At 68.8% G+C, this 14246-nt stretch carries 19 protein-coding genes; 8 read left to right on the top strand and 11 right to left on the bottom strand.

Annotation, left to right across the window (positions count from 1 at the left end; all coding sequences use genetic code 11):
* Positions 1-205: 205 nt before the first annotated feature.
* The gene (locus tag Q0R13_RS00550; protein ID WP_293897862.1) at positions 206-1147 is read left to right on the top strand and encodes a hypothetical protein; all 942 of its coding nucleotides are present in this window, start codon (positions 206-208) and stop codon (positions 1145-1147) included.
* 244 nt (positions 1148-1391) lie between these two features.
* Here the strand turns inward: Q0R13_RS00550 and Q0R13_RS00555 are convergent, their stop codons facing one another.
* From Q0R13_RS00555 to Q0R13_RS00585, 8 genes are all read right to left on the bottom strand, one after another.
* Positions 1392-2054 (bottom strand): transposase, encoded by a 663-nt coding sequence (locus Q0R13_RS00555; protein ID WP_293897865.1) that lies wholly within the window; start codon positions 2052-2054, stop codon positions 1392-1394.
* 87 nt (positions 2055-2141) lie between these two features.
* Positions 2142-2513, bottom strand: coding sequence for a response regulator (locus tag Q0R13_RS00560; protein ID WP_293897868.1), 372 nt, complete (start codon positions 2511-2513; stop codon positions 2142-2144).
* Positions 2510-2755 (bottom strand): ATP-binding protein, encoded by a 246-nt coding sequence (locus tag Q0R13_RS22570; protein ID WP_366852137.1) that lies wholly within the window; start codon positions 2753-2755, stop codon positions 2510-2512. Before Q0R13_RS22570 ends, Q0R13_RS00560 begins: the two co-directional genes overlap by 4 nt.
* A complete protein-coding gene (locus Q0R13_RS00565) occupies positions 2740-3039 on the bottom strand; it encodes a hypothetical protein (RefSeq protein ID WP_293897871.1) in 300 nt (99 codons plus the stop codon). Before Q0R13_RS00565 ends, Q0R13_RS22570 begins: the two co-directional genes overlap by 16 nt.
* A gap of 103 nt (positions 3040-3142) precedes the next feature.
* Positions 3143-4030, bottom strand: a complete 888-nt coding sequence (gene rpoH / locus Q0R13_RS00570; RefSeq protein ID WP_293897874.1) for an RNA polymerase sigma factor RpoH — start codon at positions 4028-4030, stop codon at positions 3143-3145.
* A 344-nt stretch (positions 4031-4374) separates the two neighbouring features.
* Entirely contained in the window at positions 4375-4902 is a 528-nt protein-coding gene (locus Q0R13_RS00575; RefSeq protein WP_293897913.1) for an MFS transporter, read from the bottom strand.
* 73 nt (positions 4903-4975) lie between these two features.
* Positions 4976-5968 (bottom strand): RluA family pseudouridine synthase, encoded by a 993-nt coding sequence (locus Q0R13_RS00580; RefSeq protein ID WP_293897877.1) that lies wholly within the window; start codon positions 5966-5968, stop codon positions 4976-4978.
* The gene (locus Q0R13_RS00585; RefSeq protein WP_293897880.1) at positions 5958-6218 is read right to left on the bottom strand and encodes a ferritin family protein; all 261 of its coding nucleotides are present in this window, start codon (positions 6216-6218) and stop codon (positions 5958-5960) included. Before Q0R13_RS00585 ends, Q0R13_RS00580 begins: the two co-directional genes overlap by 11 nt.
* A gap of 121 nt (positions 6219-6339) precedes the next feature.
* Here Q0R13_RS00585 and Q0R13_RS00590 point away from each other — a divergent pair, with 121 nt between their 5' ends.
* Complete coding sequence (locus tag Q0R13_RS00590; protein WP_293897883.1) at positions 6340-7992, top strand: alkaline phosphatase D family protein; 1653 nt, start codon at positions 6340-6342, stop codon at positions 7990-7992.
* On the opposite strand, the gene Q0R13_RS00595 is transcribed toward Q0R13_RS00590, so the two are convergent.
* On the bottom strand, positions 7989-8618 hold the full coding sequence (locus tag Q0R13_RS00595) for a LysE family translocator (RefSeq protein WP_293897886.1): 630 nt from the start codon (positions 8616-8618) through the stop codon (positions 7989-7991). The two genes, Q0R13_RS00590 and Q0R13_RS00595, sit on opposite strands and share 4 nt — an antisense overlap.
* Entirely contained in the window at positions 8615-9004 is a 390-nt protein-coding gene (gene hisI, locus Q0R13_RS00600; protein WP_293897889.1) for a phosphoribosyl-AMP cyclohydrolase, read from the bottom strand. The genes Q0R13_RS00595 and hisI overlap by 4 nt, the downstream gene beginning before the upstream one ends.
* A gap of 98 nt (positions 9005-9102) precedes the next feature.
* On the opposite strand from hisI, the gene Q0R13_RS00605 reads away from it, so the two are divergent.
* On the top strand, positions 9103-9561 hold the full coding sequence (locus Q0R13_RS00605; RefSeq protein ID WP_293897892.1) for an SRPBCC domain-containing protein: 459 nt from the start codon (positions 9103-9105) through the stop codon (positions 9559-9561).
* A gap of 377 nt (positions 9562-9938) precedes the next feature.
* Here the strand turns inward: Q0R13_RS00605 and folE are convergent, their stop codons facing one another.
* On the bottom strand, positions 9939-10583 hold the full coding sequence (gene folE, locus Q0R13_RS00610; RefSeq protein ID WP_293897895.1) for a GTP cyclohydrolase I FolE: 645 nt from the start codon (positions 10581-10583) through the stop codon (positions 9939-9941).
* 163 nt (positions 10584-10746) lie between these two features.
* Between folE and cysS the strand changes: the two genes are divergently transcribed.
* The 5 genes from cysS (at position 10747) to Q0R13_RS00635 (ending at position 14211) form a co-directional block, all read left to right on the top strand.
* Complete coding sequence (cysS, locus tag Q0R13_RS00615; RefSeq protein WP_293897898.1) at positions 10747-12183, top strand: cysteine--tRNA ligase; 1437 nt, start codon at positions 10747-10749, stop codon at positions 12181-12183.
* Positions 12183-12752 (top strand): SRPBCC domain-containing protein, encoded by a 570-nt coding sequence (locus Q0R13_RS00620; RefSeq protein ID WP_293897901.1) that lies wholly within the window; start codon positions 12183-12185, stop codon positions 12750-12752. Before cysS ends, Q0R13_RS00620 begins: the two co-directional genes overlap by 1 nt.
* Positions 12753-13100: 348 nt before the next feature.
* Positions 13101-13424, top strand: a complete 324-nt coding sequence (locus Q0R13_RS00625) for an NIPSNAP family protein (protein ID WP_293897904.1) — start codon at positions 13101-13103, stop codon at positions 13422-13424.
* A gap of 41 nt (positions 13425-13465) precedes the next feature.
* On the top strand, positions 13466-13924 hold the full coding sequence (locus Q0R13_RS00630) for an iron-sulfur cluster assembly scaffold protein (protein ID WP_293897907.1): 459 nt from the start codon (positions 13466-13468) through the stop codon (positions 13922-13924).
* Positions 13924-14211 (top strand): YciI family protein, encoded by a 288-nt coding sequence (locus Q0R13_RS00635; protein WP_293897910.1) that lies wholly within the window; start codon positions 13924-13926, stop codon positions 14209-14211. The genes Q0R13_RS00630 and Q0R13_RS00635 overlap by 1 nt, the downstream gene beginning before the upstream one ends.
* Positions 14212-14246: the final 35 nt, after the last annotated feature.

Consider the following 14246-nt stretch of genomic DNA (forward strand, 5'->3'; position numbering starts at 1 on the left):
GTGCCTGAGGCGCAAGTTTGCAGCCCTAGAGATTCAGAAAACCCAATTATTTCAACTACGAGATTTTGCCTGTTTGAGCGGAAGGGCCATGAGAGGGCGAAAATCGGCCCTCACCGTCGACTTTTTCAACAGCCTGCTAGGGCCGGACAGAGGACTTGTTCGTTTTTTGTTCCCATTTGGCTCGGGTTGTGGCAGGCTGTGCGCCATGCCCCGCGCCATTCGCGATCCTGCGCCCGTGATGGCCCTGGTGCTGGCGCGGGTGCGGGCGGGAGAGACGGTGGCGCAGGCGTGCGGGGGGGACGGCCTGGCGTCGCCGCATACGGTGAAGGGATGGACGCGGCGGTATGGCGGGTTCCGGGAAGAGCTGAGCGCGGCGGTGCGGCAGGGGGCGTGGCGGCGGGTGTTCGCCTATGACGAGGCGAAGGCCGCGGCGTTCCTGGCGCGGGTGCGGGCCGGGGCGCGGGTCGTCGATGTGGTGGGGGCGCCGGGGATGCCGTCGCGGCGCACCTTCGAGCACTGGCGCCTGCTCGAGCCGGCCTTCGCCGAGGCCATGGCGGCGATCCGGGCGCGGCGCGACCACACCCTGGCGGCGCGGGGGCGCGCGCAGCGGCGGGCCTACGACCCGGCGCTGGGGGACCGGATCTATTGCGAGGTGTGGAAGGGGGCGCCGCTGTCGGCGGTGCTGGCCGCCGATCCGGAGCTGCCCTGCACGCAGACCCTGCGGCGGTGGCGGCGCGAGCAGCCGGCGTTCGATGCGATGCTGCGCCGGGTGATGGCGGCCTGGCGGGGCAAGCGGCGCGCCGGGCGCAGGCTGACGCCGGGGCTGCGGCGGCGGCTGCTAGACCACATCCTCTGCGGTGGCTCGTTCAACAGCTTCTGCAAGCTGGGCGCGACGCCCGCGCCGGGGACCCTGACCCGCTGGGTGGCGACGCGGCCGGACTTCGCCGCCGAGGTGGCCCGGGCCTGTGTGGACCGGGAGGACTGGTACATGGAGCAGATCCTGGAGATCGGCGAGACGGCGGCGGCGGCGGGGCTGTCGCGCCGCGAGATCCAGCGGCGGACGGCGCCGCTGAGCCGGCAGCTGACGCGGCTGAAGAACCGGCCAGGCCGGCGGCGGGCGCGTGGCGGCGACGCTCGAACGGCGTAGACGGTCACGACATTTCGGTGGATGATATTTCGGGGACAGTTTACTAAACTGCAGCAGCGCCTCGCTGCCGCAAGGCCACCGTCTGCAATTTGGTAAACTGTCACCGAAGTAGGGCGAGCGGACCTGTCGGGCTAGAGCCTTTCCGGTTCAAATGGAATCATTTGAACCGGACAAAAAAGCTCTAAATCAAAAGCTTAGAGCACGACGGGCGCTTGAACCGGTCTCCACTTCAAGCTGTCGTGCTCTAGGCCGGTCGCGGTTTGGGCCCGCGCCGGGCGGGGGCCAGGACGCGGCCGGCCTGGGCTTCCAGGGCGGCGATCCAGTCCTGCGCGCCGACCGGCCGGCCGGTGGAGTAGGCGCGGCGCAGGCTGGCCACCGGCTCGGGGTCGGGGGCCTCGCCCAGGAACTCGGCAAAGTCGCCCGTCAGCTCGAGAACCGCGGCGACCTCGACCAGGCCGTCGGCCTGGCCGGCCACATGGGCGCGGGTGCTGGACCAGGGCCAGTCGACGGCGCTGGCGACCAGCTGCGCGCGCACCGGATTGAACGCCACGTAGCGCAGCGCCGCCATCAGGTGATGCGGGTCCATGGCGCTGGAGGCGAAGCGGCCCTGCCAAAGGTGTCCGGTCCAGCCGAACCGGGCGTTGATGTGCCGCGTGTAGCGCCGATGGGCCTCGGCGAAGGTGGCCCGCAGGCCGTCGGGGTGCGAGGGCGCCATGATGAAGTGCACATGGTCGGGCATCAGACAGTAGGACCAGACCGCCGTGCCCGAGCGCCGCGCCGCCGCGCCGATCAGGCCCAGGTAGAGGCGGTAGTCGCCGTCCTCGAAAAACACCGGCTGGCGGCGATTGCCGCGCTGAGTGATGTGATGCGGCAGGCCAGCAACCACCACCCGGGCGAGACGCGCCATGTCGAACCTCCATGCGAACGTCGGACGGAACGTCGCAGGGCGGGGGAGTTTAGTAAACTGTCACCGAAGTAGACTCACCGAAATGAACTAGACCGCCTGAGCCAAATCTGCCTTTTCAATCGTCAGCGCAATGATTGAAGCGAGTTTCGCCAAGTCTATCGGCTTGGTTTGTACGCCAGAGGCGAAGCATTCAGCGCGACTATCGACGGTGTGGTCGGCCGTTACCACCACGAGGCGCGGCGGCGGCCGCTGCCGTGAGCCGATGATCGATATAGCCTCCAGGCCGTCCATCACCGGCATGTGTAGGTCCATCAGTACAAGATCGTAAACCTCGGCTTCCGTCGCTGCACAAGCCTGAGCGCCATCATCGACCACATCCACGGTGTGTCCCAGGGCCCCAAGGAGCATCTTCATCATGTTTCGATTCACAGGATGATCGTCTGCGACGAGGATTTTCATGCCTGGGCCTGAATGCGCCAAGCCGGCAAATTGACTGTGACGGTCGCGCCCTCGCCTTCGATGCTCTGCACCTCTGCTGATCCGCCGTGAAGCTGGGCGAGCGACTTGACGATTGGCAGACCCAGGCCTGCGCCGCCCGGTCGCCGGTCCCTGCCAAAATCGATCTGCGAAAAGGGCTGAAACAGGCGCGTGATCGCTGCCGCTGGGATGCCGATTCCGGTGTCCGTTACTGAGAGTGACAATCCGCCGTCGGGTAACGTCGTAGTCCCAAGGTGACCATTCCGCCTTTTGCCGTATATTTGACGGCACTGTTGACAAGGTTGATAGCGATTTGACGGATTGCGGTTTGATCGACCAAGGCGACGACTGGCGTTTCGGGTCTGTCCCACTGCAGAGCTATGCCTTGAGCATTCGACATCGACTCTAACATCATCACGGCGTCGTCAATGATGTCGCGCAGATCGACCTGAACCTCGTTCAGGTCCACTTTGCCGTCGCGCAATCGCGCAGGAGATGGCGGGGTCATGGCGGTGACATTCTATCCTCGGCCAGGCCCGCCCGCCCCAACGAAAAAGGGACGGCCAGGTCCCCCCAGCCGCCCCCAATCTTCGCTCAGCGCTAGCCGCGGCCTAGGCCTCGATCAGCTTCCGTTCCATTGCCGCCGCCCGCATGGACTTCTGCAGCTTCTCGAAGGCCCGCACCTCGATCTGGCGCACCCGCTCGCGCGACACGCCGTATTCGCCGGCCAGCTCTTCCAGGGTGGTGGGGTCGTCCTTCAGGCGGCGCTCGGTCAGGATGTGGCGTTCGCGCTCGGACAGTTCGACCATCGCCGCTTCCAAGAGGCTCATGCGGACCGACTTCTCCTGGCTCTCGGCGATCACCGTCTCCTGGCTGGGGGTCTTGTCGTCGACCAGCCAGTCCTGCCATTCGCTCTCGCTGTCGGCGCGCATCGGCGAGTTCAGGCTGGCGTCGCCGCCGGCCAGGCGCCGGTTCATCGAGATCACTTCCTCGTCCAGCACGCCCAGCTTGGTGGCGATCAGGCTGACCTGGTCGGGCCGCAGGTCGCCCTCCTGCAGGGCGGCGATCTCGGACTTGGCCTTGCGCAGGTTGAAGAACAGCTTCTTCTGCGCCGCCGTCGTGCCCATCTTCACCAGCGACCAGCTGCGCAGGATGTATTCCTGGATCGAGGCGCGGATCCACCACATGGCATAGGTGGCCAGGCGGAAGCCCTTGTCCGGGTCGAACTTCTTCACCGCCTGCATCAGGCCGACATTGCCCTCGGAGATCACCTCGCCGATCGGCAGGCCATAGCCGCGGTAGCCCATGGCGATCTTGGCCACCAGGCGCAGGTGGCTGGTGACCATCTTGTGCGCCGCCTCGGCGTCCTCGTGCTCCTGCCAGCGCTTGGCCAGCATGAACTCCTCGTCCTTGGGCAGCATCGGAAATTTGCGGATTTCCGACAGGTAACGGCTGAGGCCGCCTTCCGGCGACATCACGGCGATCGCGTTCACGGCCATGGTCTATCCCCTTGTGCTCTCCGGGACGTTCGGGCCGTCGCGCGCCTCGCTCAGGCAAGTGCGCGCGCTTCGACGTCCGCCCCCTCTAACCCTCATATGGGTGCGGGGTTGCGAGGGCGGTAGGGGTCGCTGGGCGGACGACCCGAAAGTCCGACTGCTGTGGTGGGTCTTTTAGAATTCCAGCGTGGCGCCTTCAAGGCAGGCTTTCTCATGGGTTCGATAGCCGAACTGCACGGTCGTTTTTTTGCTGACCTCCCCAGCCGCATGTCCCCATCCCGCCGTCATCCCACGGTCAGCCGCAGGCTGATCCGGAGGACCCAAGCCGACCCCGCTCAGCCGCCGCCTCAGAGGCTGACCAGGAACGGGACCCGCCAGCCCCAGGCCAGGAAGGCGCCGGGCGTCAGCGTCTCGGCCATGACCAGGAACACCAGGTTGGCCAGCACCACGCCGGCCGAGATGCCCAGCTGCGGGAAGCTGCCGTAGAGGCCGCGCTGGCCGGGTGGGGCGTTCTCCACCGCCAGCAGGGCCGCGCCGCCCCACTGGCCGCCCACCGCCAGCCCCTGGGCGAAGCGGAGCACGATCAGCAGCACCGGGGCGGCGACCCCGATGGTGGCGTAGGTGGGCAGCAGGCCGATCAGGCTGGTGGCCGCGCCCATCAGCATGAGGGCCGCCACCAGCGCCCGCTTGCGCCCGATCCGGTCGCCGAAGTGGCCGAACACGGCGCCGCCGATCGTCCGCGCCACGAAGCCGACCGCGAAGGTCAGGAAGGCGGCGATCTGGGCGATGGCCGGCGGCAGCTCGGGCGGGAAGAACAGCTTCGGGAACACCAGCGCCGCGGCGGCGCCGTAGATGAAGAAGTCGTACCACTCGATGCTGGTCGCCCGATCGCGGTGACCACGACCCGGGCGACCGAGGCGCGGGCGGGCGCGGCGGCGGCGGCGGCGGTCATGCGCGGGGGTCCAGCTCGGCCAGGCGGGCCTCCAGGTCGGCCATGTCGGGCGGCAGCGGGCTCTCGAAGCGGACCTGCTGGCCGGTGACCGGGTGGCGGAAGCCCAGCACCGCGGCGTGCAGGGCCTGGCGGTGGAGGCCGGCGGCCTCGATGGCGGCGCGGACCGGGGCGGCCGGGGCGCCGGAGCCATAGACCGGGTCGCCGAGGCAGGGGGTCCCCTTGCTGGCCAGGTGGACGCGGATCTGGTGGGTGCGGCCGGTCTCCAGTCGGCAGGCGACGCGCGCCGCCAGCGGCTTCTCCGGCGGCCCGAAGGCGCGCGCGACCAGGTAGTGGGTGATCGCGTGGCGGCCGCCGGACTTCACCAGGGCCATCTTCTTGCGGTCGTATGGCGAGCGGGCGATGGCGCCCTCGATGGTCCCCTTGATCGGGGTCGGCGCGCCGCGGGTGAGCGCGATGTAGACGCGCTCGATGTCGTGGGCGGCGAACAGCGCCGACAGGCCGTGGTGGGCAGCATCGGTCTTGGCCGCGACGAGGACGCCGGAGGTATCCTTGTCGATCCGGTGTACGATCCCCGGCCGCGCCACGCCGCCAATGCCGGAGAGGCTGGCGCCGCAGTGATGCAGCAGGGCGTTGACCAGGGTGCCGCTCTCGCTGCCGGGCGCCGGGTGCGCCGCCATCCCCGGCGGCTTGTCGACCACGATCAGGTGGGCGTCCTCGAACAGCACGGTGAGCGGGATGTCCTCGCCAAAGGGTTTGGCGGCGATCGGCGGCGGGATCTCGATCCGGTAGTCGCCCGCCGCCGCCTTGTCCGAGCCGCTGGTCAGGGCCACGCCGTCGCGGCTGATCCGCCTCTCGGCGATCAGCGCCTGCAGCCGGGCGCGCGAGAACTCCGGCAGCCGATCGGCCAGCACCTTGTCGATCCGCCCGCCGGGCTCGGCCACGTTGACGATCCGCAGCCCATAGAGGTCGTCGTCGGCCTCAGAGGCCATGCTCGTCGCTGGCCGCCTCTTCGTGGCCGGTGATCGAGCCCTTCTTGAACAGGTACTCCTGCAGCTGCTCGCCGACGTCCTTGTCGTTGCGCCGCATCCACTCGAGGATCATCGAGGCATGCTCCAGCTCCTCGCGCGCGTTGTGCAGAAGGATCGCCTTCAGCTCGGCGTCCTCGGTATCGTCCGCCCGCTGCCGATACCAGTCGACGGCCTCGAACTCTTCCATCAGCGACGTGATCGCGTAGTGCATCTCTAGGGTCTTACGGCTCAGCTTTTCTCGCTGGACGTGTAGGGCTTCGCTGGACATGGGCCGTCGTACTCCTGTGGTATGGGTCAGTCATATCGGGCGGCAGAACCGGGGAGCAACGGCCATGAGGATCGATCGTCGAAAAGCTTTGGCGCTGCTGGGGCTCGGGGCGGCGAGCCCGGCCGCCGCGCAGATGCCGAAACCCCTGGGCGTCAGCTTCCAGCACGGCGTCGCCTCGGGCGATCCGACCCAGGACCGGCTGGTGCTGTGGACGCGGATAACGCCGGAGACGCCGCACGGGCAGATCGCCTACAAATGGACGCTGAACCCACTGGACCGCCGGGCGGGCGGGGCCAAGCACGGGTCCGACGTCACCGGGCCGGAGCGGGACTACACGGTGAAGGTGGATGTGGCGGGCCTGGATCCTGGCCGGGCCTACACCTTCTCGTTCACGTCGGAGGGAGTGACCTCGCCGGCCGGCCGCACGCGCACCCTGCCGGCTGGGCCGACGAAGGATGCGGTGATCGCGGTGGTGTCCTGCGCGCTCTATCCGAACGGCTATTTCAACGCCTACCAGGCCATCGCCCAGCTGGACCGGATCGACGTGGTCCTGCACCTGGGCGACTACATCTACGAGTACGGCGGGCCGCTGGGCTACGGATCGGACAGCGCCGTCGCCGCGGAACGGCCGCACGACCCGCCACATGAATGCGTGAGCCTGGCCGACTACCGCCTGCGCCACGCCCAGTACAAGCGCGACCCCAGCCTGCAGGCGGCGCATGAGCGGGCGCCCTGGATCGTCGCCTGGGACGACCACGAGACCGCCAACGACAGCTACAAGGACGGGGCGGAGAACCACCAGCCGGCCACCGAGGGCGACTGGTCGACCCGCAAGGCGGTCGCGCTCAAGGCCTACTACGAGTGGATGCCGATCCGCGAACCTGCGGCGGGACAGACCCTGGCCGAGGCCGGCGCGCGCAGCTTCCGGATCGGCGACCTGGCCCAGCTGGTGATGCTGGAGACCCGGCTGACGGCCCGCGACAAGCAGCTGGTCTACGACCGCGACCTGATCGTCGACGGCAAGCCCGACGTGGCCGCCTTCAAGGCGAAGTTCACCGACCCGACCCGGCGGATGATGGGCCCGGCGCAGGAGGCCTGGCTGGAGGGCGAACTGGCGAGCTCGGTAAAGGCCGGCCACACCTGGCAGGTGGTGGGCTCCGGCGTGGTGATGGGCCGCCTCCGGATGCCGCAAATCGGGCGCGACCTCAGCGCCGCGGACATAGCGGGCGTGAGCGAACAGGCCCGCAAGCGGATCGAGCGCTGGCAGCCGATCGCCCAGCTGGGCCTGCCCTATGGGCTGGACATGTGGGACGGCTATCCCATCGACCGGGAGCGGGTCTACGACCTGGTCAGGCAGGCGGGCGCGCGGCCGATCGTGGTCTCGGGCGACAGCCACGCCTTCTGGGCCAACGAGCTGGCCGACGCCGGCGGCAAGCGGGTGGCGGTGGAGTTCGGCGGAACCTCGGTCACCAGCCCGGGCGCCGACGACGGCCTGAAGATGAAGATCGGCCCGGCATTCGCCGCGGCCAGCCCCGAGGTAGTGTTCAGCGACCAGGGGGCCAAGGGCTTCGTGCTGCTGACCCTCACCCACACCGAGGCGCGGGGCGACCTGATGGCGGTGTCGAGCATCGTGTCGAAGACCTTCACCACGCGGGCGGTGAAGAGCTTCCGGGTCGTTCCGGAGGGCTCAGGCCTGTCGGCGCTGAAGGAAATCTAACGCCGCTCCAGCGCCAGCCGCACGCCGAACGCCACGAACACCCCGCCGGTCAGCCGGTCCAGCCAGCGGACCACGGCCGCGCGCTGCAGGACGTCGGCGACGGGGCGGGTGGCGGCAATCAGCACGGCGAACCAGCCCAGGCCCATGGCCGCGTGCAGGGCGGCCAGCAGGAAGATGAACGGCCCGGCCGCGACGCCGGCGGGCAGGAACTGCGGCAGGAACGAGATGTAGAACACCCCGACCTTGGGGTTCAGCAGGTTGGTCAGGAAGCCGCGCCGCATCCACGCAAGGTCGCTCGAGCCCAACGGCCCCGCGGGGGCCGACAGCTGAAAGCGGTCGCGGGGCTTGAGGATCAGGCCGACGCCCAGCCAGAGCAGGTAGGCCGCGCCGGCCCACTTGATCAGGCTGAAGGCCAGTGCCGAGGCCTGCAGCAGCACGCCCAGGCCCAGCGCCACCGCCGCGCCCCAGACCAGGCAGCCGGCGATCACGCCCAGGGCGGCCAGGGCGGCGCGCCGGGGACCCTCGACCGCGGCGGTGCGCAGGACGATGGCGGTGTCGAGGCCCGGCGTGAGGGTCAGCAACGCCGCGGCCGCGCTGAACGCCAGCAGCGCCTGCAGGACGGTCATCGGCGCACCAGCTTGCCGCCCTCGATGGCGCGATAGAAGCAGGAGACCGCGCCCGTGTGACACGCACCGCCGTCGCCCTGGGGCCGGACCTTGAGCCACACGGCGTCCTGGTCGCAGTCGATGCGCAGGTCTTCCACCAGCTGCACCTGGCCGCTGGTGGCGCCCTTGTGCCAGAGCTCGTTGCGCGAGCGGCTGAAGTAGTGGGCCTCACCGGTGGCCATCGTGCGGTCCAGCGCCTCGGCGTTCATCCACGCCAGCATCAGCACCTCACCGGTGTCGGCGTGGGTCGCCACCGCCGCGATGAGGCCGGCGGCGTCGAAGCGGGGCGCGAGCGTCTCGCCCTGTTCCAGGGCCGCCGTCGAGACGGCGGTGGGGAAGCTGGTCATGAGCCATGATATGGCCCGCCCTGGCTCGGCTGCAAACTGATTGCAAAACGCAATCGGATATGATGTCGTAGTTGCGACCCGTCCTGAGGAGCCTCGCCATGGATCTGCCACCCGCCCGGCACGCGACACTTGTGTTCGAACGCCGGATTGCGGCGCCGGTGGCTCGCGTGTACGCCGCGCTATCGGACCCGGCGGAACGCGCGGCCTGGGGTGCGCCTTCGGACACCGCCGTGATGATCTACGACGCGGCCGACTTCCGCGAGGGCGGGCAGGACCGCTTCCGCTGTGGGCCGAAGGACAACCCCAACATCGCCGGCGTGACCCGCTACCTGGAGATCGTTCCCGGGCGGCGAGTGGTCTCCAGCGAGGAGATCGCCATGGACGGCCAGCGCCTGTGCGCCAGCCTGACGACCCTGGAGCTGTGGCCCGACGGCGCCGGAGCGCGGCTGGTGAGCACGACCCAGGTCGCCTCGTTTATCGGCGAGGACATGATCCGGGGCCACGAGACCGGCCACAACGGCGCTTTCGACAGCCTCGTCCGCTACCTGTCGCGCTGAGAAAGCGCGGTCTCGGCGCCGGGTCTTCATCCGGGCTGCACCGGGCCTGCGACGCGACTGCCTTAGGTTCGGCGGCATGTCGCTGAACGACTGGACCAGGGTCGGGTGCTCGCCTTCGACGCCGCCCTGCGGCCGTGGGCGGAGCGTGGGCGGGCGAACGCCTGGGCCTACGAGTTCCTGCTGTTCGGCCTGAAGCAGGCCCTGGCGGCTGGTCCCGCTCGGCAAGCTGGGCGCGTGGTACCTGCTGATGCTGCTCAGCTTCGTGCTGATGTCGCTGATCCACCGGCCGAGAGCGCCGGGCGAGGGGGTGGCGACCAATCCACTCTCGCAACCGTTCACCCCCGCGCCGGCGGGGATGAACGGGATCGGGGGTGGCGCTACCGCCGGTTCGCGAAGTCCAGGAACCGCTGGCGCAGCGTCGGGTCGGTCTTGAACACCCCGGTGAACTGCGTCGTGATCGTGGTCACATGCCGGTGGTGGACGCCGCGGGTGGTCATGCACTGGTGCGCCGCGTCGATCAGCACCGCCACGCCCGCCGGGCGCAGGCTGTCGGTGATGGCGTCGCAGATCTGCTGGGTCATGGTCTCCTGGGTCTGGAGCCGGCGGGCGAAGATCTCGACCACCTTGGCCAGCTTGGAGATGCCCACCACGCGGTTGGTCGGCATGTAGGCCACGAAGGCCTTGCCCAGGAACGGCGCCATGTGGTGCTCGCAGTGGCTCTCGACCTCGATGTCGCGGAGCATGACGATGTCGTCATAGCCCTGCACGTCCTCGAAGGTGCGCGAGAGTTCCTTCGCCGGGTCTAGGCCATAGCCTTCGAACCATTCGGCGTAGGCATCGACCACGCGCTTGGGGGTGTCGATCACGCCCTCGCGGCGGGGATCGTCCCCCGCCCAGGCGATCAAGGTGCGCACAGCCTCCATCGCTTCCTCGCGAGAGGGGCGCTTCACGGCTTCAAGATCAAGGTCGGCCATGTTTGCAGAATTGGGGCCGAGCAGGGTTCGGTCGCGTATGGCGTCCATGTGTGAGCGGTTCTTTCCAGGGCCGAGTTGCGCCGGGACGAAGGTCCCGGAAATGACGCGTGCCACCCTTTCACTTCGGACCTTCGATGCCTTGGCCTGCGGTCCGGACGATCTGTATATGGGGCCAAGGCCAAGCCCGGCAACTGTTTCGCAGCGTAAACCCATGACCCTTTCGCTCTACGACACCCTGAGTCGCGCCAAACGGCCCTTCGCCCCGAGGGATCCGGACCGGGTGACGCTCTATGTCTGCGGGCCCACGGTCTACAACTATGCGCACATCGGGAATTTCCGGCCGGTGGTGGTGTTCGACCTGCTGTTCCGGCTGTTGCGCGACCTCTATGGCGAGGACGCGGTGCTCTACGCGGCCAACGTCACCGACGTGGACGACAAGATCAACCGCAAGGCCGCCGAGGAAGGCGTGCCGATCGCCACGATCTCCAACCGCTACCTGGACGCCTACAACGCCGACGCCGCGGCGCTGGGCGCTCTGCGGCCCACGTTCCAACCGCGGGTCACCGAGACCATGGACGCCATCGTCAAGATGATCGGCGACCTGGTCGCCAACAACGCCGCCTATGCCGCCGAGGGCCATGTGCTGTTCGACACCCAGGCGTTCGCCGACTACGGCAAGCTGTCGGGCCGGGCGATGGACGAGATGATCGCCGGGGCGCGGGTGGACGTGGCCCCCTACAAGCGCCACCCCGCCGACTTCGTGCTCTGGAAGCCCTCCAAGCCGGGCGAGCCGGAATGGCAGAGCCCGTGGGGCGACGGCCGGCCGGGCTGGCATATCGAGTGCTCGGCGATGATCGAACAGGCCCTGGGCCTGCCGATCGATATCCACGGCGGCGGCATCGACCTGGTGTTCCCGCACCACGAGAACGAGCTGGCCCAGGGGGTCTGCGCCGGCCACGGCCCGGAATACGCCCACGTCTGGATGCACAATGGCTTCCTGAACATGGGCGACGAGAAGATGTCCAAGAGCCTCGGCAACGTCGCCCTGGCCCACGACCTGCGGCAACAATACCCCGGCGAGGCGATCCGCTGGGCGCTGTTGGCCGGCCACTACCGCCAGCCGCTGGAATGGACCGGCGAACTGATCGAGCCGGCCAAGAGCGCGCTCGACCGCCTCTACCGGGTGCTGGACGATTCCGAACGGTTCCTGGCCGGCGTCCCGACTTCGGCGCGGGCCAGCGGCGGAGAGCATCGCGGCGCGGTCATGGCCTATGACGCGGAGATGGCCGCGCTGCACGACGACCTCAACACCCCGCTGGCGTTCGCGGGCCTGTTCCAGCTGGCCGACTACCTGCGCTCGGCGGCGATGGGCAAGGACGTGGCCGGCGTGGAGCGCGCCCGCGCCCTGCTGCTTGAGGCCGCCCAGCTGATGGGCTTCCTGACCAGCGAGCCGCAGGCCTGGTTCCAGGGCGGCGCCGACGAAGGGCTGAAGGCCCGGGTCGAGGCGCTGATCGCCGAGCGCCATACCGCGCGGACCGACAAGAACTGGCCCGAGGCCGACCGTATCCGCGCCGAACTTTCGGCGTTGAATGTCGAGGTGATGGACAGCCCGACCGGGGCCACCTGGCGGATCAAGGAGCAGGCCTGATGCCCTTCAAACCCGAACCCAACCTGTTGGCCGGCCCCTTCGCGACCCGAACGTCGATGGGACCCAAGACCATGTCGCTGCAGACCGAAGGCAAGCCGCCGCCACCCAAGGCCCCCGGCGGCCTGCGCGTTGAGGACCGGATCGGCATCCAGGCGCCGCCCGAGGTGATCTGGGAGATCGTCTACGACCTGGACCGCTGGCATGAGTGGAACCCCACCTATCCGCAGGCGCAGGGCCAGATCCGGATCGGGGAACTGGTGTCGGTGACGCTGGCCCTGCCCGGCCAGCCGCCGCAGGCGCTGAAGCCACGGATCGTGGACTGGGTGCCGAACGAGCAGGTGCACTGGCAGCTCAGCATGATGGGCGGGCTGATCAGGACCCTGCGCTACATCGAGATCGAGGCCCGCGGCGAGGAGAACTGCGTCGTCGACAACGGCGAGCTGTTCCAGGGCCTGATGGGCCCGTCCCTGGGCAAGCGCATGGGCCGCACCGTGCAACGCGGCTTCAAGGCCATGAACGAGGCCCTGAAGGCCCGCGCCGAGGCGGCCTGGACGGCGCAGAAGGATTAGGTGGAGATTCGAACCCCGCACAACAGATGGTCGTCGTGCCCACTCCCTTCCTCCTCGATGGAGGAAGGGCCGGGAATGGTGGTGTGCGCACGGAGATGAAGCGAGAGGCGCTGTAAGCGCCGGCGCCGACCCGCGCCGTCTGCCTGACCGCTGTAGCCACACCACCACCCAACCCTCCTCCATCGAGGAGGAGGGCTTTCGCTGTGCGATCCGTTGGGCGATCCGTTGGGCGATCCGTTGGGCGATCTCGGCCATCTTGCTTAAGCGTCGGCCTCGTAAACGACCCGGCGCTTGACGGTGAGGCGCCCGGCGGGGCGGAGATGGCGCGGCAACAACAAGGGGCGCCCAATGATCGTCGAGATGCGGACCTACACCTTGGCGCTGGGCGCCACTGGCCGGTACTTCAAGCTCTATGGCGAGCAGGGTCTGGCGGTGCAGAAGCGCATCCTGGGCCATATGATCGGCTACTACGGCGTCGAGGTCGGCGCGCTCAACAAGGTGATCCACCTGTGGGCCTACGACAGCCTCGACGAGCGGGCGCGCCGGCGCGCCGAGCTCTGGAGCGATCCGGAGTGGCTGGCCTATGTGAAGGAGGTCGGGCCGCTGGTGCTGGCCCAGGAGAACCAGATCCTGACCCCGGCGCCGTTCTTCGCCCTGCCGCCGCCGGCCTGACGCCGTTTGACAGACGCCCCGCGACCCCCGACCTAAGGGACATGATCGACGACCTCTATTCGGCGAAGCTACTGCGGCTGGCGGCGGAGATGCCGCGGGCCGGGCGGCTCAGCGATCCGCACGCCAGTTCCGAGAAGGTCTCCAAGCTGTGCGGCAGCCGGATCGTGGTCGACGTGAAGGTCGACGGCGACCGCGTCACCGACTTCGCCCAGGACGTGAAGGCCTGCGCGCTCGGCCAGGCGGCGGCCTCGGTGCTGGGCGCCCACGTGATCGGCGCCAGCCTCGCGGAACTGGAAGACACCCGCGATGCGTTTAAGGCCATGCTGAAGGCCGGCGGCCCGCCGCCGCGGGGCCGGTTCGCCGATCTGGCGTTGTTGGCTCCGGTAAAGGATTATCCGGCGCGGCACACCTCCACCCTGCTGGCCTTCGAGGCGGTGGCGGAGGCGGTGCGGGACGCGGCCCAATTGGCCAGGACGGATGGGGCGAAGGCGAGGCGCTGATGGCCGACTTCATCTTCCTGATGCACGACGACGGCGGCGCCGGAATGGACTGGGAGCCCTACCTGTCGAAGCTGCGCGAGGCCGGCGTCTTCCAGGGCGGCAGCGCCATCGGCCCGGGCGGCGAATGCTGCCGCAAGTCCGGCGCCGCGCCCCAGCCCACCGCCCACATCGGCGGCTTCATCCGCGTCACCGCCGCCAGCCTGGACCACGCCAAGGCCCTGCTGAAAGGCAACCCGGTCTACGAAAGCGGCGGCACGGTGGAGATCAGGGACCTGCCGAACGGGTAAAGGGACGGCGGCTGCGCACGCGATTTGTTCACTTT

It is taken from the genome of Phenylobacterium sp. (genome assembly GCF_025351295.1).
GTDB lineage: Bacteria > Pseudomonadota > Alphaproteobacteria > Caulobacterales > Caulobacteraceae > Phenylobacterium.

Bases quoted from the DNA above. Each gene is read 5' to 3' on its own strand.
- cysS (WP_293897898.1), top strand. From the start codon at position 10,747: ATGACCCTTTCGCTCTACGACACCCTGAGTCGCGCCAAACGGCCCTTC.
- Q0R13_RS00550 (WP_293897862.1), top strand. From the start codon at position 206: ATGCCCCGCGCCATTCGCGATCCTGCGCCCGTGATGGCCCTGGTGCTG.
- Q0R13_RS00585 (WP_293897880.1), bottom strand. From the start codon at position 6,218: ATGCACTACGCGATCACGTCGCTGATGGAAGAGTTCGAGGCCGTCGAC.
- Q0R13_RS00605 (WP_293897892.1), top strand. From the start codon at position 9,103: ATGGATCTGCCACCCGCCCGGCACGCGACACTTGTGTTCGAACGCCGG.
- Q0R13_RS00560 (WP_293897868.1), bottom strand. From the start codon at position 2,513: ATGAAAATCCTCGTCGCAGACGATCATCCTGTGAATCGAAACATGATG.
- rpoH (WP_293897874.1), bottom strand. From the start codon at position 4,030: ATGGCCGTGAACGCGATCGCCGTGATGTCGCCGGAAGGCGGCCTCAGC.
- Q0R13_RS00565 (WP_293897871.1), bottom strand. From the start codon at position 3,039: ATGACCCCGCCATCTCCTGCGCGATTGCGCGACGGCAAAGTGGACCTG.
- folE (WP_293897895.1), bottom strand. From the start codon at position 10,583: ATGGACGCCATACGCGACCGAACCCTGCTCGGCCCCAATTCTGCAAAC.
- Q0R13_RS00590 (WP_293897883.1), top strand. From the start codon at position 6,340: ATGAGGATCGATCGTCGAAAAGCTTTGGCGCTGCTGGGGCTCGGGGCG.
- hisI (WP_293897889.1), bottom strand. From the start codon at position 9,004: ATGACCAGCTTCCCCACCGCCGTCTCGACGGCGGCCCTGGAACAGGGC.
- Q0R13_RS00625 (WP_293897904.1), top strand. From the start codon at position 13,101: ATGATCGTCGAGATGCGGACCTACACCTTGGCGCTGGGCGCCACTGGC.
- Q0R13_RS00630 (WP_293897907.1), top strand. From the start codon at position 13,466: ATGATCGACGACCTCTATTCGGCGAAGCTACTGCGGCTGGCGGCGGAG.
- Q0R13_RS00595 (WP_293897886.1), bottom strand. From the start codon at position 8,618: ATGACCGTCCTGCAGGCGCTGCTGGCGTTCAGCGCGGCCGCGGCGTTG.
- Q0R13_RS00620 (WP_293897901.1), top strand. From the start codon at position 12,183: ATGCCCTTCAAACCCGAACCCAACCTGTTGGCCGGCCCCTTCGCGACC.
- Q0R13_RS00555 (WP_293897865.1), bottom strand. From the start codon at position 2,054: ATGGCGCGTCTCGCCCGGGTGGTGGTTGCTGGCCTGCCGCATCACATC.
- Q0R13_RS00635 (WP_293897910.1), top strand. From the start codon at position 13,924: ATGGCCGACTTCATCTTCCTGATGCACGACGACGGCGGCGCCGGAATG.
- Q0R13_RS00580 (WP_293897877.1), bottom strand. From the start codon at position 5,968: ATGGCCTCTGAGGCCGACGACGACCTCTATGGGCTGCGGATCGTCAAC.